Annotated in this window: 26 protein-coding genes and 1 tRNA gene; 16 read left to right on the plus strand and 11 right to left on the minus strand. The window is 68.9% G+C overall.

The genetic code is table 11. The features are described 5' to 3' along the window. Nucleotides 1-217: 217 nt before the first annotated feature. The 7 genes from FOJ82_RS15090 (at nucleotide 218) to FOJ82_RS15120 (ending at nucleotide 9,586) form a co-directional block, all read left to right on the plus strand. Complete coding sequence (locus tag FOJ82_RS15090) at nucleotides 218-1,297, plus strand: glycoside hydrolase family 172 protein (protein ID WP_143939326.1); 1,080 nt, start codon at nucleotides 218-220, stop codon at nucleotides 1,295-1,297. Between the two features lies 1 nt (nucleotide 1,298). Beyond that, nucleotides 1,299-2,429, plus strand: a complete 1,131-nt coding sequence (locus tag FOJ82_RS15095; protein ID WP_143939327.1) for a glycoside hydrolase family 183 protein — start codon at nucleotides 1,299-1,301, stop codon at nucleotides 2,427-2,429. 93 nt (nucleotides 2,430-2,522) lie between these two features. Next, on the plus strand, nucleotides 2,523-3,914 hold the full coding sequence (locus FOJ82_RS15100) for an ABC transporter substrate-binding protein (protein WP_143939328.1): 1,392 nt from the start codon (nucleotides 2,523-2,525) through the stop codon (nucleotides 3,912-3,914). A 127-nt stretch (nucleotides 3,915-4,041) separates the two neighbouring features. Continuing rightward, nucleotides 4,042-4,968, plus strand: coding sequence for a carbohydrate ABC transporter permease (locus FOJ82_RS15105; RefSeq protein ID WP_143939329.1), 927 nt, complete (start codon nucleotides 4,042-4,044; stop codon nucleotides 4,966-4,968). Between the two features lies 1 nt (nucleotide 4,969). Next, nucleotides 4,970-5,890 carry a carbohydrate ABC transporter permease gene (locus FOJ82_RS15110; protein ID WP_143939330.1) on the plus strand — a complete coding sequence of 307 codons (921 nt, stop codon included), beginning with the start codon at nucleotides 4,970-4,972 and terminating at the stop codon, nucleotides 5,888-5,890. Further along, nucleotides 5,887-8,565, plus strand: a complete 2,679-nt coding sequence (locus FOJ82_RS15115) for a GH116 family glycosyl hydrolase (RefSeq protein WP_143939331.1) — start codon at nucleotides 5,887-5,889, stop codon at nucleotides 8,563-8,565. Before FOJ82_RS15110 ends, FOJ82_RS15115 begins: the two co-directional genes overlap by 4 nt. Nucleotide 8,566: 1 nt before the next feature. Further along, nucleotides 8,567-9,586, plus strand: a complete 1,020-nt coding sequence (locus FOJ82_RS15120) for a LacI family DNA-binding transcriptional regulator (protein ID WP_143939332.1) — start codon at nucleotides 8,567-8,569, stop codon at nucleotides 9,584-9,586. A gap of 63 nt (nucleotides 9,587-9,649) precedes the next feature. Here FOJ82_RS15120 and FOJ82_RS15125 read toward each other — a convergent pair whose 3' ends face one another. From FOJ82_RS15125 to rfbB, 8 genes are all read right to left on the minus strand, one after another. Next, on the minus strand, nucleotides 9,650-10,261 hold the full coding sequence (locus FOJ82_RS15125) for a hypothetical protein (RefSeq protein WP_143939333.1): 612 nt from the start codon (nucleotides 10,259-10,261) through the stop codon (nucleotides 9,650-9,652). A gap of 139 nt (nucleotides 10,262-10,400) precedes the next feature. Then, nucleotides 10,401-10,485: transfer RNA gene (locus FOJ82_RS15130), tRNA-Ser, on the minus strand. A 53-nt stretch (nucleotides 10,486-10,538) separates the two neighbouring features. Further along, on the minus strand, nucleotides 10,539-11,498 hold the full coding sequence (locus FOJ82_RS15135) for a CPBP family intramembrane glutamic endopeptidase (protein WP_143939334.1): 960 nt from the start codon (nucleotides 11,496-11,498) through the stop codon (nucleotides 10,539-10,541). Further along, on the minus strand, nucleotides 11,495-12,508 hold the full coding sequence (locus tag FOJ82_RS15140; protein WP_185975841.1) for a DUF1648 domain-containing protein: 1,014 nt from the start codon (nucleotides 12,506-12,508) through the stop codon (nucleotides 11,495-11,497). Before FOJ82_RS15140 ends, FOJ82_RS15135 begins: the two co-directional genes overlap by 4 nt. Further along, the gene (locus tag FOJ82_RS15145) at nucleotides 12,498-12,869 is read right to left on the minus strand and encodes a GntR family transcriptional regulator (protein WP_143939336.1); all 372 of its coding nucleotides are present in this window, start codon (nucleotides 12,867-12,869) and stop codon (nucleotides 12,498-12,500) included. The genes FOJ82_RS15140 and FOJ82_RS15145 overlap by 11 nt, the downstream gene beginning before the upstream one ends. 226 nt (nucleotides 12,870-13,095) lie before the next feature. Further along, entirely contained in the window at nucleotides 13,096-13,617 is a 522-nt protein-coding gene (locus FOJ82_RS15150; RefSeq protein WP_143939337.1) for a metallophosphoesterase family protein, read from the minus strand. A gap of 8 nt (nucleotides 13,618-13,625) precedes the next feature. Further along, nucleotides 13,626-15,017 (minus strand): sugar nucleotide-binding protein, encoded by a 1,392-nt coding sequence (locus FOJ82_RS15155; RefSeq protein ID WP_143939338.1) that lies wholly within the window; start codon nucleotides 15,015-15,017, stop codon nucleotides 13,626-13,628. Next, entirely contained in the window at nucleotides 15,017-16,012 is a 996-nt protein-coding gene (rfbB, locus tag FOJ82_RS15160; protein ID WP_143939339.1) for a dTDP-glucose 4,6-dehydratase, read from the minus strand. Before rfbB ends, FOJ82_RS15155 begins: the two co-directional genes overlap by 1 nt. Before the next feature lie 273 nt (nucleotides 16,013-16,285). On the opposite strand from rfbB, the gene rfbA reads away from it, so the two are divergent. Beyond that, entirely contained in the window at nucleotides 16,286-17,155 is an 870-nt protein-coding gene (gene rfbA / locus FOJ82_RS15165) for a glucose-1-phosphate thymidylyltransferase RfbA (RefSeq protein ID WP_143939340.1), read from the plus strand. Between the two features lies 1 nt (nucleotide 17,156). On the opposite strand, the gene FOJ82_RS15170 is transcribed toward rfbA, so the two are convergent. Next, nucleotides 17,157-17,735, minus strand: a complete 579-nt coding sequence (locus FOJ82_RS15170; protein WP_246099915.1) for a maleylpyruvate isomerase family mycothiol-dependent enzyme — start codon at nucleotides 17,733-17,735, stop codon at nucleotides 17,157-17,159. Nucleotides 17,736-17,815: 80 nt separating this feature from the next. Here FOJ82_RS15170 and FOJ82_RS15175 point away from each other — a divergent pair, with 80 nt between their 5' ends. After that, nucleotides 17,816-18,160: a DUF488 domain-containing protein gene (locus FOJ82_RS15175; RefSeq protein ID WP_143939341.1), complete on the plus strand. Its 345-nt coding sequence runs from the start codon at nucleotides 17,816-17,818 to the stop codon at nucleotides 18,158-18,160. On the opposite strand, the gene FOJ82_RS15180 is transcribed toward FOJ82_RS15175, so the two are convergent. Continuing rightward, nucleotides 18,161-19,003, minus strand: a complete 843-nt coding sequence (locus tag FOJ82_RS15180) for a DUF4097 family beta strand repeat-containing protein (RefSeq protein ID WP_143939342.1) — start codon at nucleotides 19,001-19,003, stop codon at nucleotides 18,161-18,163. A gap of 26 nt (nucleotides 19,004-19,029) precedes the next feature. Continuing rightward, a complete protein-coding gene (locus FOJ82_RS15185; protein WP_143939343.1) occupies nucleotides 19,030-19,560 on the minus strand; it encodes a toxin-antitoxin system HicB family antitoxin in 531 nt (176 codons plus the stop codon). A 165-nt stretch (nucleotides 19,561-19,725) separates the two neighbouring features. Between FOJ82_RS15185 and FOJ82_RS15190 the strand changes: the two genes are divergently transcribed. Genes FOJ82_RS15190 through FOJ82_RS15220 form a run of 7 tightly spaced genes read left to right on the plus strand, consistent with a single transcriptional unit; the run spans nucleotide 19,726 to nucleotide 26,374 of the window. Beyond that, entirely contained in the window at nucleotides 19,726-20,445 is a 720-nt protein-coding gene (locus tag FOJ82_RS15190; protein ID WP_143939344.1) for a FadR/GntR family transcriptional regulator, read from the plus strand. Nucleotides 20,446-20,479: 34 nt separating this feature from the next. After that, on the plus strand, nucleotides 20,480-21,760 hold the full coding sequence (locus FOJ82_RS15195) for an ABC transporter substrate-binding protein (RefSeq protein WP_143939345.1): 1,281 nt from the start codon (nucleotides 20,480-20,482) through the stop codon (nucleotides 21,758-21,760). Continuing rightward, nucleotides 21,760-22,674: a carbohydrate ABC transporter permease gene (locus FOJ82_RS15200; RefSeq protein ID WP_143939346.1), complete on the plus strand. Its 915-nt coding sequence runs from the start codon at nucleotides 21,760-21,762 to the stop codon at nucleotides 22,672-22,674. The genes FOJ82_RS15195 and FOJ82_RS15200 overlap by 1 nt, the downstream gene beginning before the upstream one ends. Continuing rightward, the gene (locus tag FOJ82_RS15205; RefSeq protein ID WP_143939347.1) at nucleotides 22,671-23,519 is read left to right on the plus strand and encodes a carbohydrate ABC transporter permease; all 849 of its coding nucleotides are present in this window, start codon (nucleotides 22,671-22,673) and stop codon (nucleotides 23,517-23,519) included. Before FOJ82_RS15200 ends, FOJ82_RS15205 begins: the two co-directional genes overlap by 4 nt. Before the next feature lie 46 nt (nucleotides 23,520-23,565). After that, nucleotides 23,566-24,654: a mandelate racemase/muconate lactonizing enzyme family protein gene (locus FOJ82_RS15210; RefSeq protein ID WP_143939348.1), complete on the plus strand. Its 1,089-nt coding sequence runs from the start codon at nucleotides 23,566-23,568 to the stop codon at nucleotides 24,652-24,654. Then, nucleotides 24,651-25,466, plus strand: a complete 816-nt coding sequence (locus tag FOJ82_RS15215) for an SDR family oxidoreductase (RefSeq protein ID WP_143939349.1) — start codon at nucleotides 24,651-24,653, stop codon at nucleotides 25,464-25,466. The genes FOJ82_RS15210 and FOJ82_RS15215 overlap by 4 nt, the downstream gene beginning before the upstream one ends. Next, entirely contained in the window at nucleotides 25,460-26,374 is a 915-nt protein-coding gene (locus FOJ82_RS15220) for a dihydrodipicolinate synthase family protein (protein WP_143939350.1), read from the plus strand. The genes FOJ82_RS15215 and FOJ82_RS15220 overlap by 7 nt, the downstream gene beginning before the upstream one ends. The last annotated feature ends 199 nt before the right edge of the window (nucleotides 26,375-26,573 follow it).

Consider the following 26,573-nt stretch of genomic DNA (forward strand, 5'->3'; position numbering starts at 1 on the left):
TGCGCGTTCGGCCGCCACAACGACGTGGGGCCTGGTGATCCGGACTGTAACCCGGGGCCGCTACGGAAGTACAGGGAAAGCCGGGAACGAGAAACAGTTTCTCGATGGCGCCCTCCCGGTTGACAGGCAAACGGTCGAGCCATACGCTGAGTAAACGATTACACGTGATTACCCGGTGGCGACGCAGCCTCCGGGTGCTGAAGAAGGGTAGTCATCGATGACTTCATACGGGGACCACGGATCCAGCCTCCGTGACCTGCCACGCCTCAGGAGCTCCCGCCGACGGCGCGTTTCCTCCTACGACCGCTCCGGCGGCAACGAGGACCGCCTCACCGTCCGCCCCGGCGAGACCGTGGAGCTCGCGAACATCGCCGGCGCGGGGGACATCAACCACATCTGGATGACGGTTGCCCCGATGGCGCCGCCGGATCCCAACACCCCGGACAAGGCGTTCATGCGCAAGCTCGTGCTGCGCGTCTACTGGGACGGCAACGAGCACCCCAGCGTGCTGGTGCCGCTCGGGGACTTCTTCGGCGTCGGCCACGCGAAGACCACCAACTTCGCCTCGCTGCCGCTCCAGATGAGCCCCCAGGACGGCAAGTCGCTGAACTCGTTCTTCCACATGCCCTTCGCCGACGGCGCCCGCTTCGAACTCGTCAACGAGTGCACGGACCTGACCGTCTGGTTCTACTACTACATCGACTACGAGGCCTTCGACGAGCTGGAGGACGGCATCGGTCGGTTCCACGCGTCGTGGCACCGCGAGGACCCCACCGACGGCATCGAGCAGGGCGAGCTGACCAACGCCCAGTACCTCTTCGAGGGTGACAACACCACCGGCGACGGGAACTACACGATCCTGGAGACCAAGGGCCGCGGCCACTACGTCGGGTGCACCTTCAACGTCACCAACCTGCGCCACACCGAGGACTGGAACTGGTACGGCGAGGGCGACGACATGATCTTCATCGACGGTGAGGAGTGGCCGCCGGACATCCACGGCACCGGCACCGAGGACTACTTCAACACCGCCTGGTGCCCCGCCGAGCCATACCAGAGCATGTACCACGGCATCACGATGCCGGGCGGCGACAACTGGTCGGGACAGATCTCGATGTACCGGTTCCACGTGGAGGACCCGATCACCTTCTCCGAGTCCATCCGCGTCACCATCGAGCACGGCCACAACAACCAGCGCAGCGACGACATCTCGTCCGTGGCGTACTGGTACCTGGACCGGGTCGACGAGACGCTGACGCTGCCGCCCGTCGAGGAACGCCTCCCGAGGCTCGGGTGACATGGTGTCGCGTCGAATGCTCCTCACCGCCGGGGCCGCTGTGCCCCTGCTCGTGGCCTGCGGCGGCGAGAGCCTCCCCAGGGCCGTGACGCAGGGCGGCGACTTCCGGCTGCAGCGCGTCGACGCCGTCACCCGGATCGCCCAGCTCACCGGCGCCGGTGCCATCAACGACACCGAGCAGTACCTCCTCGAGGGCACCGACCTGGGCCACATGACCACGGTCGGGGACCGGACCTACTTCACCTTCGGCGACAGCTTCGGCCTCCGCGCACCGGGGACCGTCGGCGCCGGGGGCGAGGTCTGGAAGTCCAACTGCATCGCCTGGACCACCGACGACGACCCCTCCGACGGCATCACCTTCGACGGCTGGGTGCTAGACGAGTTCGAGCAGGTCAAGGAGGTCATCCCCGGCGAGCACAAGCCGAACGACCAGGTTGGGGAGGTCACGAAGATCCCCACCCAGATGTGGGCCGTCGACGACGAGCTGTTCATGGCCTACATGTCCGTCCACCACTGGGGAGACCCCGGCGTGTGGACGGCCGACCACGCAGGACTGGCCCGCTCCGTCGACCAGGCGCAGAACTGGGAGATCCTCGAGGGCGTCGACTGGGCCGGTGACGGCAACTTCGTCCAGCTGGCGCACGCGCACGTCGTCGAAGACGGCGACACGTACGTCTACCTGTGGGGGATTCCTGCGGGCAGGTTCGGCGGCGTCAAGCTGATGCGGGTGCCCGCCAGCGCGGACGCCGTGGCCGCCGGCCGGTTCGAGTACTTCACGGGACTCGAGGGGGACGAGCCCACCTGGGGGCCCTCCGAGGACGGCGCGGCCACCGTGCTGGACGGCTTCGTCGGGGAACTGTCGGTGCTGTGGTCGGAGCACCTCGAGCGCTGGCTGCTCACCACGATGGTGGACAACGGCTCTGCAGTGGTCTTCGAGGGGCTCGCGCCCTGGGGGCCGTGGAGCGAACCGCACACCATCACCACACAGGCCGAGACCCCGGGTCTCTACGCCCCCTACACAAACCCGCGCTACGTGTCCGCCGAAGGCAGGCGCATCTACTTCACAATGTCCATCTGGGAGCCCTACCAGGTCTTCTGGTACTCGATGGACCTCGTCGGCACCGACGGCTGAGGCCGTCGACGCAACACAACCGAAAAATCAAGCCCGTTCAGGGCGGACCCAAGACCTCCTGCACCGCCGCAGGAACTACCGAAGGAGACAACAATGGGGTTCAACGTTTCGAGGCGTCACTTCCTCGGCGCAGGTACCGGACTGGCCGCAGCTGCCGTCCTGACCGCCTGCGGATCAGGCACACCGGGCGAGCCGGCACCGGAGGAGACCACCGGTACGGGCGGCGAGACCAGCGGCGGCGAGAGCGCTGCCGCCGCCGTCACCATCCAGTTCTGGCACCGCACCTTCACCCCGGTGGAGAACGAGTGGTACGCCAACATCGTCAAGCAGTTCAACGAGTCGCAGTCCGAGGTCAAGGTCGTCGGGACCGAGGTCCCCGCGGACGCCTGGGACCAGAAGATGAAGTCGGCGCAGGCGGCCGGCAAGGCACCCGACGTCTACACCCACCCCGGGGCCATCCAGGACGGCGTCAACGCCGGCCAGCTGCGCGAACTCAACGACATCGTCCCGCAGGAGGCACTCGACGAGATCATCGACGCCGCCCTGCCAGTCTCGGCCGTGGGCGACAAGTACTACGCGTACCCGCTGCTGCTGGAGCCCCAGACGGTCCTGTTCTGGAACAAGACCATGCTCGAGGCTGCCGGACTCGACCCCGAGGTCGGGCCCGAGACCTGGGACGAACTGCTCGAGATGTGCGCCGCCATCAAGCCCACCCTCGGCGAGGGCCAGTACTGCATCCAGCCCGCGGCCGACGCGCCCACGTTCGCGTGGTCCACCGTCGGGCAGCAGTACAACTTCGCCGGGCACACCGCCCTCACCGACGACTGGACCGCACCCAACGTCGAGAACCCGGAGTACGCCGCCCTGATCGAGGGCTACAAGGCGCTGTGGGACAACGACTACATGCCGAAGCAGGCGCTCGCGGCCTACGTCGCGGGCAACGACTACGGCGAGGAGAAGGTGGCCTTCAAGGTCTCCGGCTCCTGGATGATGTCCGAGATCGGCTCCGACTTCCCGGACCTGCTGGGCCGCACCGGCGTCGGCAGGTTCCCGACGGCAGCGGGCTCGGACCGCACCACCACCACGCTCGGCAACTTCAAGTGGGTCGTCGACGCCAAGACCGCCAACGCCGAGGCCGCGGGCAAGTTCCTGGCCTGGTCCATCGCGGGCGACCCCGCCAACCTGGTGCCGTTCTTCGTCAACACGCAGTTCACGAAGGTCTCGGTCCGCCAGTCCGTGCAGGACGCCGTCGCCGACGACGCCGCCGCGGCCGACGCGCCGTGGTCCGACATCGTCACCAACGAGATCGCGCCCGACGCGATCTCCGAGCCGATGTACCCGTGGGACGTCTCGCTCGCAGTGGGCACCGCCATGGAGGCCGGCATGAAGGGCGCCCAGCCCATCGACGTCGCCCTCAAGACGGCCGCCGACACGATCGCCCAGGTGATCGAGCGCGACGGACTCGCGGAGAAGGCGCCGAACTGACGCCTGCCGACCAACGCTCGACACCTGCGTTGTCCCGGGACACCTGCACCACAAGGCAGGTGTCCACGCACAGCGCAGGTGTCGAGCCTGCAGGGCACGGCGGTTGAGACTAGAAGGCGAGGATGAGATGTCGACGACGACAGAGCTGATCTCCAAGGCGGAGGTCAAACGGCTGAACAAGAGCAAGTACCGCGACACCAGGTTGGCGTTCCTGATGCTGGCGCCGGTGACGATCATGCTGGGGATCTTCGTGATCTACCCGGCGTTCCAGGCCGTGTACCTGTCCTTCCAGGACTGGAGCTTCTACAAGCCGCCGGAGTTCGTGGGGTGGCGCAACTTCACGAACGTCCTCAGCGACCCGCTGTTCTTCGCCGCCATCCGGCGCGGCTTCGTGTTCGTGCTGATGACGGTGCCAATCATGCTGGTGCTGGCGTTCCTGTTCGCCAGCCTGGTGGTCTCCGTCGGCAAGAAGTTCGCCACGACCCTGAAGGTCAGCATCTACATCCCGACGATCATCTCCGGCGTCATCGCCTCGATCATCTTCGTGCTGATCTACGACTACTCGGGTGGACTCCTGAACGCGACGCTGGCCAACTTCGACGTGGCTCCGATCGCCTGGATCGGCGACCCGAAGTGGGCGCTGTTCGCGATCGCGATCCCCGCCATCTGGCTGGGCATGGGGTTGACGTCGCTGATCATGGTGGCCGCGATGGTGGACATCCCCGAGGAGTTCTACGAGGCCGCCGCGATGGAGGGCGCCAACTGGTGGCAGAAGACGCTCTACATCACCATCCCGCAGATGAAGAACGTCATCCTCTACCTGCTGATCACGGGCTTCGTCGCCTCCATCCAGCAGTTCGAACTGCCCCTGGTCATGACCGGCGGCGGCCCGCTGGACTCGACGAACCTGCCCAACCTGTTCATCTTCAACCACTTCCGCAACGACATCACCGTCGGCTACTCGATCGCGGCGGCGCTGCTGCTGTTCGTGGTGCTGGGCACGGTGTCCGCGCTCATCTTCAAGGTACTGAACTCCGAAAAGTTGGTGGACTGACATGACTGTGACATCCACGACCTCCGCACCCGTCTCTCGAGGCATCGTCGCGGCCGCCGGCACCGAGGACCAGCCGCTGAAGCACCGTCGCAAGATCCGCTCCACCGGCTGGTGGGTCGGGGCGGTGCTGAAGGCGATCGTCGGCCTGCTGTTCCTGCTGGCGGCCCTGTTCCCGCTGGCCTGGATGGTGATCGCCGGGTTCAAGGCCAAGACCGAGGTCATCTCCACCCCGTTCCAGTTCTTCCCCGAGGTCTGGCTGGTGGAGAACTACATCCAGATCGCCTCCGACCCGACCTTCCTGCGAACCATGGGCTGGACCTTCATGGGCGCCATCCTGTTCACGCTGCTGCACCTGTTCCTGAACTCGTTCGCCGCCTACGCCTTCGCCCGGCTGGACTTCCGGTTCAAGAAGACGATGTGGGTGATCATCATCACCACGATGTTCATCCCGGGCATGACCATCCTGCTCACGAGCTTCATCGTCGTGACCAACCTGTTCATGCTGGACACCCTCGCCGTGCTGGTGCTGCCCGGCGCCGCCAGCGCGGCCAGCGTGTTCTTCATCCGGCAGTTCTACCTGAACATCCCCGCCAGCCTGGAGGAGGCGGCGATGATCGACGGCGCGGGCAAGTTCCAGATCTACCTGCGCCTGTTCCTGCCCCTGTCCAAGCCGCCCTTCGTGGTGATGGGCATCACGGCGTTCCTCGCCTACTGGAACTCCTACGTCTGGCCGATCATGACCATCACCACTCCCGAGAAGTTCGTGGTGCAGCAGTACCTGACCACGTTCCGCTCCGAGCGCTCCACCGAGCTGGGCATGCTGATGGCCGGCTCCACCCTGGCCGCGGCGCCCGTGGTGATCCTGTTCCTGATCTTCCAGCGCCAGATCATCGGCAACATCAAGATGGCGGGGCTCAAGTGACCTGGAACCCGCAGGAGCACCCGGCCGTCGCGATGCCGATCGGCGGCATCGGGACGGGCTCCATGGCGATCGGCTCCGACGGCGGGTGGCGGCAGGTCCAGCTCGCCGGGGTGGGCAACCACCGCGGCGACCTGCCGGGCACGTTCATGGCGCTGCGCACCTCCCAGCACGAGCCGATCCACGACCAGACGGTGGTGCTGCAGGCGGCGCGCACCGATGCCGGGTCGCAGGGCCGCCCTGCAACCCCGATGTTCAACGACGACCTGGTGCCCGCCTGGCAGCGGGACCTGGTCGCCGAGTTCGGCGGCACCGCCACCACCATGTCCGGCACCTACCCGGTTGCCTCCGTGGTGCACGACACCGGCGGGCCCGTCAGCGTCGAGATGCGCGCCACCTCGCCGATGGTCCCCACCGACGCCGACGCCTCCGGCTACCCGGCCGTGATGCTCGAGGTCACCCTCACCAACCACACCGACACCACCACCCAGGCCTGGCTGGCCCACAGCGTGCACAACGCCGTGGGACTCGACCCCCACCTGAGCCCCGAAGGCGTCCGCGCCGCCGGCTACGGCGGCAACGTCAACACGATGCGCCGGCGAGGTCGCTTGGTCGTGGGGGGTGCCGGGAATCCCGCTGATAACGCTACTCGGAACTCAAATGAAACGGTTCAAATGGGTTTCGGTACGGTTCCGGGTCGAACGAGCAGCGGGGAGCAACGGGTGGACCTGGTCATGGACAACCCGTCGGTGGCTCCCGACTCGCCGTGGGCCGGGCAGATGGTGCTCGGCTGCGTGGCGGACGACGTGGTGGCGCTGCCCTCCTACTCGAACCCGGCGGAGCTGTTTGACTTTCTCCGCCTGCTCGCCCCGTGGGGCGACCACTCCCGGCGCGACGCCGCCCCAGGAGTGCAGGCTCCGCAGAACTCAGCTCCGACGCCGAGGTTCGGGCCCTCGCCGCAGGGCCAGACCTGGCTCGGCGCGCTGGTGGCCCACGCGGAACTGCAGCCGCGGGCCTCGCGCACGGTGCGCTTCGTGCTGGCCTGGCACTTCCCCAACCGCATGGTGGACTTCGTCCAGTTCGGACCCGACCGACCGGAGCTCGGCAACACCAGGTTCTGGCTCGGCAACCACTACGCCTCGCGCTGGGCCGACGCCGCCGACGTCGCGGACGAGGTGCTCGCCCGCTGGGAGCCGCTGTGGCACGCCACCACGGCCTGGACCGACGTCGTCGACGGACTCGACCTGCCCCAGCAGTGGCGCACCCACCTGGCCACCCAACCCGTCCCGCTGCGCACACCCACGAGCTTCCGCACCCACGACGGCGCCTTCTACGGTTTCGAGGGCGTGCTCGGCGCGTCCACGGGGATGTGGTCGGGTGACGTGGGTGGCTCCTGCCCGCTGAACTGCACCCACGTGTGGAACTACGCGATGGCAGCCTCTGCGCTGTTCCCGTCGCTGGAGCGCTCGATGCGCGAGACCGAGTTCGACGTCATGCAGGCCCGCTCCGGCGCCCTGCCGCACCGCGTGTTCATGCCGCCCTACCTCGAGCAGTTCGGCGACGGGCCCATCGGCGGCCCGATCGAGGCCGCCCTCGACGGGATGTGCGGCGCGGTGCTCAAGACCTACCGCGAACTGCTGCGCGGCGCCCTCGACACCGGCTGGGTGTGGGAGCGCTGGCGCAACATCTGCGCGCTGATGGACCACGTCGTCGCCCAGTGGGACCCGAAGGGCACCGGCCTGCTCGCCGGGATCCAGCCCAGCACCCACGACATCGGGCTGCACGGCACCAACACCTACATGGGCACCTACTGGCTGGCCGCGCTGCGGGCGGCGGAGGAACTGGCGAAGGTGGTGGGCGACGACGAGCGGGCCGCGTCCTGGCGGGAGCGCTTCGAGACGTCCTCGCGCCGCTACGACGAGGAGTGCTTCGACGGCGAACACTACGTGCAGCGCCCCGACCCGTCGCTCCCCGAGGAGCACCAGTGGGGGATCGGCTGCCTGTCCGACCAGCTGATCGGCCAGTGGTGGGCCCACACCCTCGGGCTGGGCCACCTGCTGCCGGAGGACCACGTCCGCACGGCGCTGCGCAGCGTGGTCCGCTGGAACCTGCGGGAGGTCACGGTCCCCGTCGCCGAGTTCGCGCAGCGACCGTACGCCGTCGAGGGCGAGAACGGCCTCGTGATGTGCTCCTGGCCCAACGGCGGCCGGCCCGAGGTGCCCACCCTCTACTGCGACGAGGTCTGGACCGGCGTCGAGTACCAGGTGGCGGCGCACTGCATCATGGAGGGACTGCACGACGAGGCGGTCGCGATCCTCGAGGCGATGTGGGCGCGGCACGACGGGCGCCGTCGCAACCCGTTCAACGAGGCGGAGTGCGGCGACCACTACGCTCGTGCCATGGCAGGTTGGAGCGTCCTCGAGGCGGAACTGGGGCTGGCGTGGAACGCGCTCGACGGCACCTTCCGCGTCGGCGGGCCCGGGACGGTGCCGCTGTTGACGGGATCCGGCTGGGCCGAGGTCCAGGTCGACGACGACGGCGTGCGCGTCCTGTGCCACCGCGGCCGGATCCCGCTGCGGCGCGTGGTCGCACCCGGCGGGGACTGGGTCCTCGACGGCAACGAGCTGACACCCCTCGACGGCTGGACGCGGCTGAGTCGATCCGGAGAGGCGGGCTGAGATGAAACCACCAGTGAACTCCCACAAGGCGGCGACGATCGCCGACGTCGCGCGCGCGTCGAACGTGTCCGTGGCGACGGTCTCCCGGGTCCTGAACGGGAACCCGAAGGTCGCGCCCGAGCTGGCCAAGCGCGTCGAGGCGGCCGTCAGCGAGGTCAACTACCGGCCCAACGGCGCGGGGCGGGCGCTGCGGCGCCAGAAGTCCGACCTGTGGGCCGCCATCGTCCCCGACATCCAGAACCCGTTCTTCGTGAAGGTGGTCGACGCCTTCGAGCGGGTGGCCAACGCGGAGGGTTTCTCCGTGGTGCTGTGCAACACGCAGGAGGACCTGGCGAGGGAGAAGGCGTCGATCGAGACCGTGATCGCACACCAGGTCTCCGGGGTGCTGGTCGCGGCCGCGTCCCCGCAGACGAAGCTGCGCATGTTCGAGCGCTACGGCATCCCCGTGGTGACCATCGACCGTCGCGTCAACGACTTCTCCGGCGACGCCGTAACGGTGGACAACGCATTGATCGGCCGGATGGCGGCCGAACACCTGCTCGAGCAGGGACGCGAGCGGGCCCTGATCCTGAGCCACACCGTCGAGCTGTCCCCGATGCGGGACCGGGAACTCGGGTTCCGGCAGCGCATGGCCGAGGCCGGGCACGCCGTCGGCGAGCGGTGGGTGGCGCACCTGGCGTTCCAGGACGGGAGGCAGGCCATCATCCGCGACCTGCTGCGCAAGCGCTCCGGCGTCGACGCCGTGTTCTGCACCACCAACACCCTCACGGCCGAGGCGTTCGTCGCGCTGCAGTCGCTGGGGATGGAGATCGGGCCGCAGGTCGGGCTCGTCGGCGTCGACGACCACCGCTGGAACACCATGGTGCAGCCGCAGGTCACGGTGGTGGAGCAGCCGGCCGAGCAGCTCGGGACGTGGGCCGGCCAGTTGCTGGCCACGCGCTCGCGCGGGCAGACGATGAACCACGGCCGGATCACGCTGGACCCGGTGCTGCAGATCAGGGCGAGCTCGCTGCGGGGGTAGGGGAGCCGGCGTCGGGGCAACCGGGCTGTGACAGCCAGCAACCGGCTCTCGGCTCGTGCGGCGTCAGTGCTGCGCGTAGGCGAACTCGACGTCGAGTTCCGGGTCGATGCTGGAGACGATCCCCGTGTAGAACGCCTCGGCCTGGGAGGTGAGGATGTCGTCGTTGTCCTCGACGTGCTGGTCCTTGGCGTCGTCGTTGAGGATCTCGTTGATCATGGTGATCGGGTCGATCTCGGGGGTCACGAAGCTCGTGACGCCGTTGTCCTCGGTGACCAGCCGGAACTCCTCGTCGCTGTGGCCGATGAACTCGAACTCGGGGATGGTGATCAGGAGCCCGTCCTCGCCGGTCTGCTCGATGACCACGTCCTCGCCGTTGAGGCCGAGCTTGGCGTTGAAGGAGTACTGCAGGAACATGGTGCGCGTGCTGCCGGGCACCGCGACGCCGAAGATCTCACTGTTCGCGCTCTGCTCGGCGATGCCCTGGATGCCGAGGCTCACCAGCACCACCTGGTCCAGGCGCTCGATCGACCGCACGATCTGTTCGTTGCGTACCTGCTCGCTCGTCCCGAACAGTTCAGGAAGCATTCGAGGCGCGCCGACGCCGACGGCCAAGCCGAGTGCCAGTGCAGTGACCCCGACGCCTGCCGTGAGCAGTGCGTTCACCTTCGATGCCATGTTCGAACCAGACCTTCCCCACGCCGGCAACGTCGCCGACGTGAGTCATTCAACCACAGGGCAATCGGGCGGGGAGGGCCGGCCCGGCCAGTTCCAGGAGAAGCAGAACGCCCCTCGCGTGCACGAGGGGCGTTGCCAGCGGAGGATACGAGATTCGAACTCGTGAGGGCGTGAACCCAACCCGGTTTCCAACCGAGCGCCATAGGCCTCTAGGCGAATCCTCCGCGGAGAACCTTACCCGAGCCGATCCCGGCCGGGCAAAACGGGGGAGAACAGCTCAACTGAGCACCTCGCGACGGAACTGGCCCGTGGCCACGAGGATGACGACCACCACCGCGAGCACCGCCCAGGACACCAGGCCCAGCGGCCCGACGACGCCCATGTCGGGCGTCGGACCGGCAGCGACGAACAGCATGACCATGCCCCCGGCCGCGTTCAGCGCGCCGTGCCCGAACACCGCCGGCCACACTGAGCCGGTGCGCAACCTGGCCCAGCCGAACAGCACTCCCCACGCGATGCAGGCGCCCGTCATCAGCGCCACGCCCCACACGTCGGTGCGGCCGAAGTTGTAGCCGAGCAGGATCAGGGGTGCATGCCACAGCCCCCACACCGCGCCGGAGAGGACCAGCGCGGGCCACACCCCCAGCGGACGCAGCGCCGGGAGCATCCAGCCGCGCCAGCCGACCTCCTCGCCGAAGGCCGCGACGCTGTTGATCAGCGCCCCGACGGGGATCATCGCCAGCTGCGAGACGACGAGCACCTCGATCGGGACCTCGGACGGGTCGACGCCGGCCTCGGCCAGCGCTGGGAGGATGGTCTCGCGGAACCCGGAGAAGCCCACCAGATCCAGCTGCACCAGGCCCAGCGCGGCCGAGAGGAAGGCTGCCGCAGCCACCAGCAGCGGCGGCACGAGGATCGCGGCGACGGTGAACCACACGGTCCGCGCCACCGGGCGCAGCGGCCACAACCCGAGGAACCGAGCCCGGTCCGTCGGCGGCGTGCGCAGCGCGAACACGACCACCAGCACCGCCAGCAAGGGTGTGAACATCATCACGAGCCCGACGAGCGTCAGCGGCAACTCGAGGCCGACGTCGGCCCACAGCGGGATCGCCACCAGCCAGGCCAGCGCCATCGCCGTCGCGACGAAGACCCCCACCGCCAGCCAGGGCACCCGCTCCAACGGTGGCGCGGGCAGCGTCTTGCGGGTCGCGCTCCCGATCCCGGTTCCAGTGGTCATGCCCTGCTCCTGTCCTTCAGGCCGCGCAGCAGCGCGGCGGCCGTGGCGGCGTCGTCGACCGTCACCGTCAGTTTCTTGCCGTTGGTGCGGGTCACGCGCAGCGCCTCGCCCGTGCGCATGACGATGCCCTGCCCGTAGCCGGGGTTGAACCGCCAGCCCCAGCCACCGAAGTCGCCCAGCGGGTTCACGTGCACCACCTCGACCGTCGCGATCTCGTCGATGGGGACGTGGACGCGTGGCCAGCCGACGGCGGAGCGAACGGAGAGTCCACTGCCGTCGACCCGGACGCGGAAGACCGTCATCACCGTGACGAGGACGCCCAGCAGCAGCGTGCTGCCCCCGATGACCCAGGCCTCCGGGGACGCCGCCGCGGCGACGAGGGAGAAGGCGAGGAACGCGAAGCTGGACACGACCGCCACCAGGATCAGCCCAACAGCCAGCGGCGACATCGCGGCCGTCTTCAGCCAGACTGCGTGCTCACCCGGGCGGAGGGCCACGGCGTCGGGGGTGCTGGCGGTTGGGCCGGCGGCCTCGATGCGCGGCGTCAGGAACCAGCCCAGCGCGCCCATCAGGATCCCCAGCGCGAGGCTCGGCAGGATCATCCAGAACGGCACGGCGACTGCGGAGGCGTCGTCGAGGTCCAGTTGCAGGACCACCAGCAGCAGCGTCAGCGACCCCAGGAAGCCGACCAGCCACAGGTTCATCGCCGAGACGAACCGCAGGTCGAGCGGGCCGCCGCTGCGCTTCCGGCCGGCCCGGGAAGCGACCCCCGTGAGCACGACGATGCCGCCACCCACCAGAGCGGTCAGGAGCGGGAAGCTCCACGCCGGGCCCCAGCCGTCGACCTTGCCGCCCGGGCCCCAGTGCACGGCGGCGGGGTCCGGCATGCGGGGCAGCAGTATGACTTGGGCCACCACCACGACCGCCAGCAGCACCAGCGGCAGCCACAACCCCAGCAGACCTGCGCGTGCGAGCACCCTGTCGTGGTCGGGGGTTCGGTCAACGGACAACGTCTTCTCCTTCGGTGTTGACGTCGCGGACGAGTCCGGCGACGGTGGCCCGCGAGATCCCCAGCGCCGCAGCACGCTGGACCAGCGCCCGGACCTCGTCGTGCAGTTCAGTGGCGGCGACGGCGGCCTCCGTCACGACGGCGCCCCGGCCCCGCCTGATGTCGATCAGACCCTCGTCCCGGAGTTCCTGGTAGGCGCGCAGGACCGTGTGCAGGTTCACGTCCAGCGAACCCGCCACCTCCTTCGCGGACGGGAGCTTCTCGCCCACCGCCAGTCGGCCCAGCGCTATCTCGGTACGGATGGATCCCGCGAGCTGCGCGAAGACCGGTTCCTCGCTGCTGGTGTCGATGCGGATTAGCATGGAGTAATTCTAGTGGAACTAGAACAAGTTGCCAAGGGGTCTCGACACCGGCCAGCGCGGGTGCATGGGATCTCGACACGCGTCGCTCGTTCCTCGCGGCGCTACTCGATCAACGGTGGGGGAGGGGATCTCGACACGCGTCGCTCGTTCCTCGCGGCGCTACTCGATCAACGGTGGTGGAGGGGGATCTCGACACGCGCCGCTCGTTCCTCGCGGCGCTGCTCGATCAGCGGTTGGGGCGGGTGGGGGAGCGGGGCGGGAGGCGGTGCAGCTCCAGGTCGCGGATGGCGCCGTCGGCCACGGTGCACGTCATGAAGGTGCAGTGCGGCTGGCGACGTCGATCCGTGGGGGAGCCCGGGTTCAGGAGTCGGAGGCCGGCGTGCTCGGTGTCCCAGGGGATGTGGCTGTGGCCGAAGACCAGGACGTCGAGGTCCGGGTACTCGTGCCGCATCCGATCCTCCCGCCGGGTGCGGGCGCCGGTCTCGTGGACCACGCCCCAGCGCATCCCCTCGAACTCGGCGTGGGCCACCTCGGGCAGCCTGGCGCGCAGGTCCGGGCCGTCGTTGTTGCCGAACACCGCCACCAGCCGCCTCGAGCGCTCCCCGAGTTCGTCGAGCAGCGCCGCTGTCACCCAGTCGCCGGCGTGGATGACGACGTCGGCCTCCTCCACCGCCGACCACACCTGCTCGGGCAGCCCGCGCGCCCGGGCCGGTACGTGGGTGTCGGCCAGCAGGGTGAGTCGGAGCATCGCGCGGCTCAGTCGAGTTCGGCGACGTAGGCGGTGAGGCGTTCGTCGGCGGGGGTGGGTTCGTGGCCGGTGGCGCGGATCTTGTCGAGGCGCAGGGTGCTGTGGCGGGGGCGTGGGGAGACGGTCTTGCCCTTGGCCCAGTCGTCGGTGGTGGTGGTGGCGACGTCGCCGGGGTCGCGGCCGCGGAGTTCGAAGACGCGTTTGGCGATGTCGGCCCAGGTCTGGGTGGGGCCGGAGTTGGTGAGGTTGTAGGTGCCGGCGGGGGCGTTGCTGGCCAGGAGGTGGGCGATGGCGGAGGCGAGGTCGGTGGTGAAGGTGAGGCGGCCGTGCTGGTCGTCGACGACGGTTGGGCGGGCGCCCTCGTCGGCGAGGCGGGCCATGGTGGCGACGAAGTTCTTGCCCTGTCCGACCACCCAGCTGGTGCGCACGATGTAGTGCTGCTCGACGGTGGCTGCGGCTTGTTCGCCGGCGGCCTTGGACTGGCCGTAGACGCCCAGCGGGCTGAGGGGTTCGTCCTCGAGGTGTTGTTCCTGGGTGCCGTCGAACACGTAGTCGGTGGAGACGTGGACCAGCGGGATGCGGGCGCGGTTGGCGGCGGCGGCGAGGAAGCTGACGGCGGTGGCGTTGACGGCCCAGGCGTCGCGTCGTCCCTGCGGGGTCTCGGCGGCGTCGACGGCGGTGTGGGCGGCGGCGTTGACGATGGCGCTGGTCTCGCTGAGGTCGAGGGCGGCCACTGCGGTGGGGTCGGTGATGTCGAGGTCGCTGCGCAGCAGTCCGACGGCGCCCGGGAGCGCTGCCATGAGTGCGGTGCCGAGTTGTCCGCCGGCGCCGATCACGAGTGGGCGGCGCGGGGGCATGGGGACGACGTCGGCGAGCAGGGGGTGGTCGCGGTCGGCGTCGGAGAGTTCGCAGTCGGCTCGTGGGATGGGCCAGGGGATGTCGAGGGTGGGGTCGAAGAGGTTGACGTAGGTGTACTTGCTGACTGCCTCGGCGCTCCAGTGCTGGTTGACCAGGTAGGTGTAGTCGGTGTCGTCGGCGAGGGTTTGGTAGGAGTTGCCGACGCCGCGTGGGACGAACACCGCCACGCCGGGGGTGAGTTCGACGGTGGCGGTGCGGCCGAAGCCGTCGCCGGGGCGAAGGTCCACCCAGGCGCCGAAGGCGCGGCCGGAGCCGAGGCTGACGAGCTTGTCCCAGGGTTCGGCGTGGAAGCCGCGGGTGGTGCCGGCGCGGTGGTTGTGGGCGTAGCTGTGCTGGACGGGGCCGAAGTCGGGCAGGCCGAGGGCGGTCATCTTGGCGCGCTGCCAGTTCTCCTTGAACCAGCCGCGGTTGTCCGAGTGGATCGGGATGCGCAGCACCAGGAGGCCGTCGATGGCGGTGGTCTCGAGGGTGTGTTCTGCCATCACTGTCCCTTCGCGGCGTACTTGGCCTCGGTGGCTGCCTTCGTGGGGCGCCACCAGTCCTCGTTGCCCCGGTACCAGTCGATGGTGGCGGCCAGGCCGTCGCGGAAGCTGGTGTAGCGGGGGCGCCAGCCCAGCTCGTCGCGCAGGAGGGAGGCGTCGATGGCGTAGCGCAGGTCGTGGCCGGCGCGGTCGTTGACGTGGTCGTAGGCGTCGGCGGGCTCGCCCATGAGTTCGAGGATGAGCTCGATGACCGACTTGTTGTCCATCTCGCCGTCGGCGCCGATCAGGTAGGTGGTGCCGGGCCGGCCGCGCTCGATGATGTCGAGCACGGCGTCGTTGTGGTCGTCGACGTGGATCCAGTCGCGCACGTTCAGGCCGGCGCCGTAGAGCTTGGGGCGGACGCCGTCGATGATGCCGGTGACCTGGCGCGGGATGAACTTCTCCACGTGCTGGCGGGGCCCGTAGTTGTTGGAGCAGTTCGACAAGGTGGCGTGGATCCCGAACGAGCGCACCCACGCCCGCACCAAGTGGTCCGAGGCGGCCTTCGAGGCCGAGTACGGGCTGGAGGGGTTGTAAGGGGTGGTGGGGGTGAAGCGGTTGGGGTCGTCGAGTTCGAGGTCGCCGTAGACCTCGTCGGTGGAGACGTGGTGGAGCCGCTTGCCGTGCCGGCGGACCGCCTCCAGGAGGGTGAAGGTGCCCACGATGTTGGTCTGGATGAACGGCGACGGGTCGTTGAGGGAGTTGTCGTTGTGGGACTCCGCGGCGAAGTGGACCACGACGTCGCACCCGGCCACCAGTTCGTCCACCAGTGCTGCGTCGCACACCGACCCCTCCACCAGCGTGCAGCGGGGGTCGTCGGGCAGGTTCGCCCGGTTCCCCGCGTAGGTGAGCGCGTCCAGCACGGTCACGGTGTCAGTCTCGTCGCGGGCCAGCAGCCGGTGCACGAACCCGCTCCCGATGAAGCCGGCCCCCCCGGTGCACAAAAATGCGGTCATGCCCGCAGTCTATGGAGGCGCGCACCGTGGTGGGGCGGGTTCCGGGGAGTGGTGCCCGAGGCGAGGTGTGACCACAGTGCGTGAGAAAGCGGTTTCGGTGCCCTGCAGGGCACGATCCTCGGCGTGTCGCGAGCGCTGGTCACCACCCCGTCCGGGCCGCCGCCGCGCTGACTACGCGAAACCCGTGCCCGGGGGCGTCGACTCGCCTAGCATTGGGTCCACCGATGGGGGAGGGGCGCCAAGGCCGCTCCCCGACGACTACGGGGGTAGGTCATGCGGGGAATCATTCTGGCCGGCGGCACGGGCTCCAGGCTCCATCCGATCACGCTCGGAACCAGCAAGCAGCTGGTGCCGGTCTACGACAAGCCGATGATCTACTACCCGCTGTCCACCCTGATGTTCGCCGGCATCCGCGACATCCTGGTGATCACCACCCCGCACGAGGCCGACGTGTTCCGCCACCTGCTGGGCGACGGCTCCCAGTTCGGCGTGAACATCTCTTGGGCCACCCAGCCCAGCCCCGACGGCCTGGCGCAGGCGTTCACGATCGGCGCCGACTTCATCGGCGACGAGAAGGTCTGCCTGGTGCTCGGCGACAACATCTTCTTCGGCCCTGGCCTTGGCACCCAGCTGGCCACCCTCAACGACATCGACGGCGCCTCCATCTTCGGCTACTGGGTGGCCGACCCAACCGCCTATGGCGTGGTGGAGGTCGACAACGCGGGCATGGCCCTGTCCATCGAGGAGAAGCCGGCCCAGCCCCGCTCCCACTTCGCGGTCCCCGGGCTGTACTTCTACGACAACTCGGTGGTGGAGATCGCGCGCAACCTCGAGCCGTCAGCGCGCGGGGAACTCGAGATCACCGACGTCAACCGCACCTACATGGATCGCGGCGAGCTCAACGTCTCCATCCTGCCGCGCGGCACCGCCTGGCTCGACACCGGCACGTTCGACTCCCTCAACGACGCCACCAACTTCGTGCGCACCATCCAGGCCCGGCAGGGACTGCTGGTGGGCTGCCCCGAGGAGGCCGCCTGGCGGCAGGGGTTCATCACCGACGCCAAACTCCTCGAACTCGCCGACCGCTACGCAAAGTCCGGCTACGGCGAGTACCTGCGCCAGCTGCTCAACGGCCTCGGCTGAGTCAGGCCGTCCAGCGCGGGTCGCGCCCGATGAACGCGATGAACCTGTCCTGCAGGTCCGCGTCCTCGGGCACCGGCTGCTCCTGCCCGTAGTGGCCCGACGCGCGGATGGTCGCGGCGCTGCGGCGCATCCCGGCGTCGAGGGCGGCGAGGAAGTCGGGGTCCATGCGGCCGTCCTGGCCGCTGGAGCGCGCGAGGTCCCAGGTGTGCATGAACACGTCGGTGGTGAAGTACTGGTCCACCACCTGCTCCACCGGCTTGGAGCCCGTGTTCGGGTCGGTGTGGGTGGTGGCGGCCAGGTCGCGATCCGTCAGCAGCACCCGCACCTCCCGGTCCAGGTCCTCCCACGCGCCGACGGGGTTCCGCCGCACCCTGCGGCCGGGGGCCAGCCGGATCGACGTCCCAGCGCCCAGCATCGCCGGGAACCAGGTGGCGAGGTGGTCGACGACGTCGCGGGCCCGCCACTCCTTCACCGGGGTGGGCGCATCCCAGTCGCGGACGCCGGCCACGACCTCGCCGAACCGGTCCGCGATCCTCAGATAGCGGTCCAGGGCGTTGGTCCTCGTCAGTGGTGTGGTCACCGCTCCAAAATACCTGCCGCCGGGGGTAACGATTTGGTTGAGACGGCCCGAGCCGCGGCGAACCGGTGTTCACTGACCCCATGTCCGTACAGATCAAGCGTGTCTATGAGGAGCCGTCTGACGACGACGGCTTCCGCGTGCTGGTGGACCGGCTCTGGCCGAGGGGAGTGTCCAAGGAGAACGCCGCCGTCGACCTGTGGAGCAAGGAGGTGGCACCCTCGCCGTCGCTGCGCAAGGCCTACCACCACGAGGGCATGGGCTGGGAGTCGTTCAGGGCCCGCTACGAGGTGGAGCTGGACGGCAACGACGCCGTCGGAGAGCTGCGCGAGCGGCTCAAGGACCACGACGTCGTCACCCTCCTCTACGCCACCGACGACGAGGAGCACAACCATGCAGTCCTGCTGAGGCAGCGGCTGACCGACTGACTACGTCGCCGCCGCCAGGTCCGCGCCCAGGTGGGCGATGGCGATGTCGCCCGAGATCGTCCGCAGCCGCAGCTCGACGAAGGGTGCACCGTCGTCCGGCTTGCCCAGCTGGGCGAGGTGGGACGTGATCTCGCCGGTGAGGGTGGTGACGTCGGTCCAGACCGGCACCCCGGCTGTGACGCCGACGACGATGTCACCCGAGGCCGTGCGGGCCTCGAGCGATCCGCCGTCTAGCTCCCTGACCAGGATGTCGCCGCTGGCGGTGCTGATCTCGGCCCCGCCCAGCGGGCCGGCCACGCGGACGTCGCCGGACCCGTTCTTGGCGGTCAGGACGCCTCGCACGGCGGTGACCACGAGCTCGCCGGAGCCTAGGTTGGCCAGCAGGTCCTCGGTGACCTCACGGAGGTGGAGGTCGCCGGAGCCGGCGCGGACCGAGCCCCTGCCCGTCACGCCGTTGACGTGCAGGCCGCCGGAGCCGGTGACCACCTGGAGGCTCGCGACGTCCTCCAGCGTGATGTCCCCGGAGCCGCAGTTCAGCGCGACGTCGCCGAGCGTGCCGGTGGCGACGAGGTTGGTGTCGCCGAGCAGGCCGCGCAGGCTGCTGCCTCCGGGGGCGCTGATCCCGACGCGGAGCGGCTGGCCGGTGCGGGTGACTCCCCGGCGACGCGGTCCGGTGATGACGATGGTGCCGTCCCGCTGTTCGACGGTGGTCTCCCCGGCGCCGTCGCCGTCGACCGTCACGAGGGTCTGGCCGTCCAGCTCGCCGGTGACCAGTTCGATGTCACCCGAGCCCACCTCGACCACGATCGTGGGCAGGGCGGGGGTGGTGAAGATGTGTTCCATGGTGCTTCCTCGATCCTGTTGGATGATCAGGCCCAGCCGGTCATGCGCCGACCGGGGTGCGGCGGGCGCGGGGGCTTGGGTGGGTAGTTGAAGTTGAAGCCCTGGCCGCGCAGGTTGATGCGCACGCCGGTGGTGGTGGCATCGCGCACCGCGTCGACCAGCCAGCTGTTCAGCGACTGGCCGGCCTCTTCGGCGAGCTCCTCGGCGCGGGTCTTGAGGCCCTCCGGGAGGCGCAGGGTGATGCGGATCTGGTCCCCGCCCTCGTCGACCGGTTCGGGCTGGTCGGGGTAGCTGGGCTCCGGTTCCTCGTGGGGGGCGATGCCGTCGAGGACGAACTCGACGGAGCGGCCGCGCAGGCGGGCGTCGATGCTGCCCGACGGGAGTTCGGTGGTGATCTCCGCGGCGGCGTCCGTGAGCGCCTCGAGCAGTACGAGCCTGACCGCCGGGTCCACCGCCGCGAGCACCCGCTGGGCTGCCGCCACGATCTCGGGCCCGCCCAACTCAGTGGCTGCCGACACCTCGGCCCGCAGCCTTTCGACATATGTGGTGAGTTCCATGACACCAGCATGACACCATAATGGTGTCAACGCAAGGGCTTTGTGACGTCATGCTGACGCCTCGGCGTCTTGTCCGACAAGTTGCGTTGACTTGCCGAACAAGACCCCTCCAGAATTGCGGCATCGAGCGGTAAGGCTCACTCAGTGCTGAGGTGGAGGTGCGACATGTATGACAAGTTGGGTCACGACAAACTCGTGATGCAGCTGGTTGACCATCTCCGTTCCCTGAACATCCGGGACGGCATGGCGCTCCCGAGCGAAGCCAGCCTCATGTCGGACCTCGGGCTCGGCAGGCAGCAGCTCCGCGAGGCGCTTCGCGTCCTGGAGGGGTTCGGGGCCATCGAGGCGAGGCAGGGCGCGCGGCGTCGCTGGCGTGGCGTCCACCTGGGTGAGCTCGTCTCGTTGTCGGCCCAGCTGATCGGCTCGCCGCACCAGACCCTCGCGGAGCTCCTGGCCGTGCGCCAGGCGCTCGAGACGTCGATGCTCGCCAAGGTGATCCAGCTGCACACCCGCAGCAGCCTGGACGAACTGCTCCGCATCGGCCACGCCATGGAGGAGCGCGCCCACGAGGGCAAGTCGTTCGCCGACCTCGACGAGCAGTTCCACCTCGGACTCTTCGCGCCGTTGGGGAACGACACCCTGGAGGGCATCGTCGGCGCCTTCTGGACCCTGCTCGACGTCGTCGAGCACGAGAACCCGAGCGTGGCCGTGGACCCCGTGGTGGCGGAGATGCACACCGCCATCGTCGAGGCCATCGTCGAGGGCGACTACGACCTAGCCGTCCACGAACTGGACACACATTTCTACGGGGTGCGTCGTCGGGTCTCCCGGCGCAGCACCACCGCACCAAGCGCAGCGCCCGCGCATCGCAGCACCGTGCGCTGACCCATCACCAACCCATCAAGAGGAGTAGACCATCATGAAGCGACGCTCATTCCTGGCCGGAGCCCTCGGCGGCACCGCCGGCCTTGCACTGACAGCCTGCGGCAACGGCGAGGCCGTCGACGGCGACGGCGACGGACCGGGCGACTCGGCCGGCGGCCCGGTCGAGATCACCTACTGGCTGTGGCAGGACGACGCCACCGACTCCACCTGGACCGACCTCGCGGAGAGCTTCAACTCGGCGCAGTCCGACGTGAAGGTGACGCTCGAGACCATCCCGCTGGACCAGTACCAGAACAAGATCACCACGGCCGCGATGAACAACACCGGCCCCGACGCTGCCCGCTGCAAGGACTGGTGGATCGGCCAGTTCGCACCCGCCGGTGCCACCGCCGACCTGACGCCGTTCGTCGACGGCTGGGAGGCCAGGGACGACGTCGTCGAGGGCCTGTGGAAGACCGGCCGGCTCCCCGGTGAGGAGAGCATCTACATGCTCCCGCACCAGTACACGACCCTTTACATGTACTACCGCAAGGACTACTTCGCGGAGGTGGGGCTCGAGGCGCCGAAGACGCAGGACGAGTTCCTCGCCGCCGCGGAAGCCCTCACCGGCACGGACCGCTACGGCTTCGACGTCCGCGGTGGCGGCGGTGGACAGGACCAGTGGCTGGCCTGGATGTACGCGGGCGGCGCCAACCTCGTCGACGACGCCGGCGAGATCGTCCTCAACGACGCCACCGGCGTCGAGGTCAACGAGAAGTACCTGAGCATCGTCACCGACCTGGAGGCCGCCCCGCCCGGCTCCATCACCGCCGCGTTCGCCGACGTCAAGACCAACTTCGCCAGTGGCCTGACCGCCATGATGATCCACCACCCGGGCTCGCTGGCCGAGATGACCGAGGTCTACGGCGACGACCTGGGCGTCATCCCCATCCCCGGCACCGGCTCGGGACCCTCGCGCACCCTGGGCGCCATGAGCGGCAACATCATCATGGCCCAGTCCGAGAAGCAGGAGGCCGCGTGGAAGTGGATCTCCTGGCTCTCGGAGACCGAGCAGATGGCCACCATGTCCACCTCTCCCCAGGGGCAGCTCCCGGTCCTGAGCTCCGTCATGGAGATGGACGAGTTCACCTCCGACCCGAACCTCAAGGTGGCCGTCGACGCCATCCCCGACGCCGTCACCTGGCCCGGACTGCCCGGCGTCGCGACCCTCGCGGGCAAGGAGTGGAACCCCACCATCCAGCAGGGCTTCCAGGGTGAACTCACCAGCCAGGAGGTCGTGGACAAGATGGCCGCCGTGCTGGCGAGCGACGCCTGATGCTGGCCGGGAAGCAGCCGACGCGCGCCCGCAAGAAGATGGGCAGGCGCGGCTACGAACCCTACGTGCTGCTGGCCCCGGCGATCATCCTGATCCTGGTCTTCGCCGGGTACCCGCTGGTCAGGTCCATCTGGATGGCGTTCAACAAGGTGTCCGCCTTCACCGGCGAGATGGCCTTCGTCGGGTTCGACAACTTCGTCGCGATCACGCAGGCGCCTGACTTCTGGGGCAACCTCGGCCGAACCGGGATGTGGGTCGGAGGGGCAGTGTCCCTCCAACTGCTCGGTGGGTTGGTCCTGGCGCTGCTGATCAACACGAAGTTCCCGCTGCGCGGCGTGTACCGCGGCCTCGTGATGGTGCCGTGGGCCACGCCGAGCGTGCTCGTCGCGCTGATGTGGAAGTGGCTGCTGGACCCCAACAACGGGATCATCAGCAAGGCCCTGCGCGGCGTCGGCCTGGCCGACCGCCCCGTCGAGTTCCTGTCGGATCCGGCCATGGCGCTGCCCACCCTGATCGTCATCGACGCGTGGCAGGGCATCCCCCTGTTCACAGTCATGATCCTGGCCGCCCTGCAGGGCGTCTCGGAGGACCACAAGGAAGCGGCCGCCACCGACGGCTGCGGCCCGGTGGGCGTGTTCCGGCACGTGGTGCTGCCCGCCATCATCCCGACCATCCTGATCACCGTCCTGCTGCGGATCATCTGGACCGCCAACTACGTGGACCTGATCTTCATCCTGACCGGCGGCGGCCCCGGCGTCTCCTCCACGACGTTGGCGCTGCAGTCCTACCTCACCGCCTACAAGGCCACGAACTTCGGTCAGGGCGCCGCGTACTCGGTGCTGCAGGCGGCCATCCTGGTCATCTTCGTGGTCATGTACCTCCGACTCACCGCACGGAATGAGGCACAGCGATGAGGAAGCGCAAGCTCACCCCCAAGCAGGTCCTGGGTCACGTCACCCGCTACGCGGCACTGCTGCTGATCCTGGTCGCCATCCTCGGCCCCTACATCGTGATGGCCGTCACGTCGCTCACACCCAAGGCGGAACTGGCGGCGGCGGGCGCCAGCCTGATCCCCAGCGCGCTGACGCTGGATGCGTACTTCGAACTGGTGACCACCACGCCGTTCCTGAACTACCTGGGCAACAGCCTCCACGTGGCGCTGATGGCGGTGCCGCTCACCCTCGTGTGCGCCACCGGTGCGGCCATCGCCTTGTCGCGCTTCGAGTTCCTCGGCCGGCGCCAGATCATGACGGCGCTGATCCTGGCCCAGATGCTGCCGGCGGTCCTGCTCGTGCTGTCCCTGCAGGGTCAGCTGAACGTGATGGGGCTGCTGGACAACAAGTTCGGCCTCGCGCTCGTGCACGCCGCCTTCGCCACCCCGTTCGCCACTTGGCTGCTGAAGGGCTTCCTCGACGGCATCCCGCGCGAGCTGGAGGAGTCCGGCTCGATCGACGGCGCGTCCACCTGGCAGATCATCCGCCTGCTGCTCATGCCGTTGCTGCTGCCCGGCATGGTGGCGGCCGGCACCTACGCCTTCATCCTGACGTGGAACGAGTTCCTCTACGCCCTCACCTTCACCGCGTCGCCGGCCACGCGGACGCTGCCCGTCGGACTCCAGCTCTTCATCGGCGAGTACCAGATCCGATGGGACCTGCTCACCGCCGGAGGCGTGCTCTCCGTGCTGCCGGTCGTGGCCGGATTCCTCCTCGTGCAGCGGCGACTCGTCGCCGGCCTGGCCGCCGGTGCGGTCAAGGGCTGACCCCCAACACAGAACCCAGAAACCCTCTCCAGAAACAGGAACCCCAATGAAGATTCAAGACGTGCAGTTCCAGCTGTCCCGGATCCCCCTGCCGGGCGGCACCTGGGGTGACCAGATCCACACGGTCACCCACATCGAGATCATCACGGCCGACATCACGGCAGACGACGGAACCAAGGGCGTCGGGTTCACCCACACCTCCGGCGTCGGTGGCCGCACCATCCTGGCGATGCTCGAGGAACTGCGTCCGCAGCTGATCGGCAGGTCCGCCCACCCGCGCTCGGTGTGGCACGACGCCTGGCACTACCTGCGCGACAGCGGCCCCGGTGGCGTCACCACCCTCGCGCTCGCGGCCATCGACATTGCGCTGTGGGACCTGCTCGGGAACCACCACAAGCTGCCGCTGGCCGACCTGCTCGGCCGCGTCCGCGACCGCGTCCACCTCTACGGCAGCGGCATCAACCTTCACCTGAGCGCCGACGAGGTGGCCGATCAGGTGGAGAACTGGAAGAACTCCGGGTACGGCGCCGCCAAGGTGAAGGTCGGCAAGCCGGACGTGGAGGAGGACGTCGAGCGCCTCACCAAGATCCGCGAGCGGGTCGGTCAGTTCCCCCTCGCCGTCGACGCCAACCAGGGCTGGACCCAGCCCCAGGCCATCATCGCGGCCAACCGCTTCGAGCACCTCAACCTGCTGTGGCTGGAGGAGCCCATCCGCACCGACGACGTCGAGGGCCACCGCCGTCTCCGCGAGCGCTCCCGCATCCCGCTGGGCCTCGGCGAGAACCTGTACACGCTGCAGCAGTTCAACCAGTACTTCATCACCGACACCTGCGACTTCGTGCAGACCGACGTCGGCCGCGTCGGTGGCATCACCCCGTACATGGCCGTCGCCGACACCGCCCGCGCCTTCAACCTGCCCATGACGCCGCACTTCATCATGGAACTCAGCGCCCACGTGCTGTGCGCCGTCCCCAACGTCTCCTGGGCGGAGATGACCGAGGGTGGCACGCTCACCGAACTCGGCGTGATCGAGCCGCAGCCCATCGTCGACGGGTGGTTCGTCCCGCGCGACGTCCCGGGCCACGGCCTGAACTTCGACCGCGACTTCCTGACCAAGCACGAGGTGACCCGATGACCGACCCGCTCTTCGACGTCTCGGGACAGCGCGTCCTGATCACCGGAGGACTCGGCCAGATCGGCACCGAGTTCGTCCGTGCCTTCCAGTCCCGTGGGGCAACCGTCTACGTCGCCTCCCGCAGCGTGACGCAGGACAAGCTCGACGCACACTTCGGCGACTCGTCCGGTCTCGTCCCGGTGCGGTTCGACGTGACGGATGCCGACGGCGTCCGCGCGGCGCTGCGCGACATCGCCGACGACGGGGGGCCCGTCACCACCGTGGTCAACAACGCCGGCCTCGACACCCAGCCGAGCGCCCCGCCCGAGGTCTCAGGGCCGTTCGAGGACTTCCCCGTGGACGTCTTCCGCGAGGTGGTGGACGTGAACCTGACCGGGACGTTCATCGTCACGCAGGCGGCTGGCTCCGAGATGCGCCGCGCCGACGTCGCGGGATCGATCATCAACGTCGGCTCCATCTACGGCATGCTCTCACCGGTGCAGGACATCTACGCCTACCGCGCCGAGCAGGGGCAGCCGTTCACCAAGCCGGTGGCCTACTCCGCGGCCAAGTCCGGCCTGTACAACCTGACCCGCTACTGCGCCACGTACTGGGGGCGCCACGGCATCCGGGTGAACACGCTGACACCGTCGGGCGTCGCACGTGACACCCAGGACGCCACCTTCCAGGCCAACTACACCGCTCGCATGCCGATCGGGCGGATGGCCGAGGCCGACGAGTTCAACGGCGCCGCCATCTTCCTGGCCTCCGACGCCTCCAGGTACATGACCGGAGCCAACCTCGTCGTGGACGGTGGCTGGACGGCATGGTGACCCCCGATCTCGGGCTCCTGTTCAGCGCCATCGCCACGCCGGTGACCCCCGCCGGCGAACTCGACGAGGTGGCCGCGCGGGACCTGGCCGACAGGCACGTGGACGTCGGCGTCGAGGGACTCTACTGCGGTGGCTCCTCCGGCGAGGGTCTGCTGCTCGGCGTCGACGAGCGGCAACGGCTGCTCGCCGCGGTGGCGGAGGGCGCGGCGGGCAGGATCCCCGTGGTGGCCCACGTCGGAACGCTGTCCACGCGAGACTCGATCGCCCTTGCGCGGCACGCCGAGGATGTCGGCGCCGTCGCGGTGTCCATGATCCCCCCGATCTACTACAAGTTCTCGCCAGCGGAGGTCGCGGCCCACTACCGGGCCGTGATGGACGCCGTCGGGATCCCGATGATCATCTACAACATCCCCCAGTTCACCGGGCAGGACCTCGACGCCGGCAACGAGCTGCTGGCCGACGAGCGCGTCGTGGGGGTCAAGTACACCGCGCACAGCATGTACCAGTTGGAGCGGATCGCGCGGCACCACCCGCGGCTGCAACTGGTCAACGGCTTCGACGAGGCCTTCCTCCCGAGTCTCGCCGCCGGTGCCACCGGGTCGATCGGCACCACGATCAGCATGCAGGTCGACGCCTTCAAGGCTGTCCGCGCCCACTTCCGGGCGGGCCGCCCCGACGAGGCGCGCCGGTTCCAGGAGCGGATCAACGACGCCATCGAGACCCTCGTCGAAGTCGGCGTCTTCCCGGCTGCGAAGTGGGTGGAGGCGGAGCTCAGCGGGCTCCCGCTCGGCCCCTGCCGCGCTCCGTTCCAGCCCGTGCCGGAGGAGGCGACGGGGCGCTTGCGGGAGCTGGTCGCCACCGTGACCGCCACCAACGCCGAGGCGCGCGAGAGCCTTCGGGATCGCTGAGCGCTGCCGTCGTCGGTTGGGTCTCAGGCGGCCAGCGCGACCGGGCCGGTGAACGTCGCTCGGGGCAGGCCGCGGGCCGGTGGCCCAGCGCAACAATGTTGCGACAGGCCCCGAACTCGACGCCTTCCGCAACAGTGTTGCGCAGGTGTCGGTCCGGACCCGGGTAAGCATGTTGCGCTGGGTGCCGCTGTCGGCGCCT

Origin of the sequence: Tessaracoccus rhinocerotis, assembly GCF_007197885.1 — a bacterium.
Classification (GTDB): Bacteria; Actinomycetota; Actinomycetes; order Propionibacteriales; family Propionibacteriaceae; genus Arachnia; species Arachnia rhinocerotis.

Bases quoted from the DNA above. Each gene is read 5' to 3' on its own strand.
- FOJ82_RS15220 (WP_143939350.1), top strand. From the start codon at position 25,460: ATGGTGACCCCCGATCTCGGGCTCCTGTTCAGCGCCATCGCCACGCCG.
- FOJ82_RS15215 (WP_143939349.1), top strand. From the start codon at position 24,651: ATGACCGACCCGCTCTTCGACGTCTCGGGACAGCGCGTCCTGATCACC.
- FOJ82_RS15100 (WP_143939328.1), top strand. From the start codon at position 2,523: ATGGGGTTCAACGTTTCGAGGCGTCACTTCCTCGGCGCAGGTACCGGA.
- FOJ82_RS15185 (WP_143939343.1), bottom strand. From the start codon at position 19,560: ATGGAACTCACCACATATGTCGAAAGGCTGCGGGCCGAGGTGTCGGCA.
- FOJ82_RS15120 (WP_143939332.1), top strand. From the start codon at position 8,567: ATGAAACCACCAGTGAACTCCCACAAGGCGGCGACGATCGCCGACGTC.
- rfbB (WP_143939339.1), bottom strand. From the start codon at position 16,012: ATGACCGCATTTTTGTGCACCGGGGGGGCCGGCTTCATCGGGAGCGGG.
- FOJ82_RS15090 (WP_143939326.1), top strand. From the start codon at position 218: ATGACTTCATACGGGGACCACGGATCCAGCCTCCGTGACCTGCCACGC.
- FOJ82_RS15135 (WP_143939334.1), bottom strand. From the start codon at position 11,498: ATGACCACTGGAACCGGGATCGGGAGCGCGACCCGCAAGACGCTGCCC.
- FOJ82_RS15190 (WP_143939344.1), top strand. From the start codon at position 19,726: ATGTATGACAAGTTGGGTCACGACAAACTCGTGATGCAGCTGGTTGAC.
- FOJ82_RS15180 (WP_143939342.1), bottom strand. From the start codon at position 19,003: ATGGAACACATCTTCACCACCCCCGCCCTGCCCACGATCGTGGTCGAG.
- FOJ82_RS15150 (WP_143939337.1), bottom strand. From the start codon at position 13,617: ATGCTCCGACTCACCCTGCTGGCCGACACCCACGTACCGGCCCGGGCG.
- FOJ82_RS15200 (WP_143939346.1), top strand. From the start codon at position 21,760: ATGCTGGCCGGGAAGCAGCCGACGCGCGCCCGCAAGAAGATGGGCAGG.
- FOJ82_RS15155 (WP_143939338.1), bottom strand. From the start codon at position 15,017: ATGGCAGAACACACCCTCGAGACCACCGCCATCGACGGCCTCCTGGTG.
- FOJ82_RS15205 (WP_143939347.1), top strand. From the start codon at position 22,671: ATGAGGAAGCGCAAGCTCACCCCCAAGCAGGTCCTGGGTCACGTCACC.
- FOJ82_RS15145 (WP_143939336.1), bottom strand. From the start codon at position 12,869: ATGCTAATCCGCATCGACACCAGCAGCGAGGAACCGGTCTTCGCGCAG.
- FOJ82_RS15095 (WP_143939327.1), top strand. From the start codon at position 1,299: ATGGTGTCGCGTCGAATGCTCCTCACCGCCGGGGCCGCTGTGCCCCTG.
- FOJ82_RS15210 (WP_143939348.1), top strand. From the start codon at position 23,566: ATGAAGATTCAAGACGTGCAGTTCCAGCTGTCCCGGATCCCCCTGCCG.
- FOJ82_RS15195 (WP_143939345.1), top strand. From the start codon at position 20,480: ATGAAGCGACGCTCATTCCTGGCCGGAGCCCTCGGCGGCACCGCCGGC.
- FOJ82_RS15125 (WP_143939333.1), bottom strand. From the start codon at position 10,261: ATGGCATCGAAGGTGAACGCACTGCTCACGGCAGGCGTCGGGGTCACT.
- FOJ82_RS15105 (WP_143939329.1), top strand. From the start codon at position 4,042: ATGTCGACGACGACAGAGCTGATCTCCAAGGCGGAGGTCAAACGGCTG.
- FOJ82_RS15110 (WP_143939330.1), top strand. From the start codon at position 4,970: ATGACTGTGACATCCACGACCTCCGCACCCGTCTCTCGAGGCATCGTC.
- FOJ82_RS15175 (WP_143939341.1), top strand. From the start codon at position 17,816: ATGTCCGTACAGATCAAGCGTGTCTATGAGGAGCCGTCTGACGACGAC.
- rfbA (WP_143939340.1), top strand. From the start codon at position 16,286: ATGCGGGGAATCATTCTGGCCGGCGGCACGGGCTCCAGGCTCCATCCG.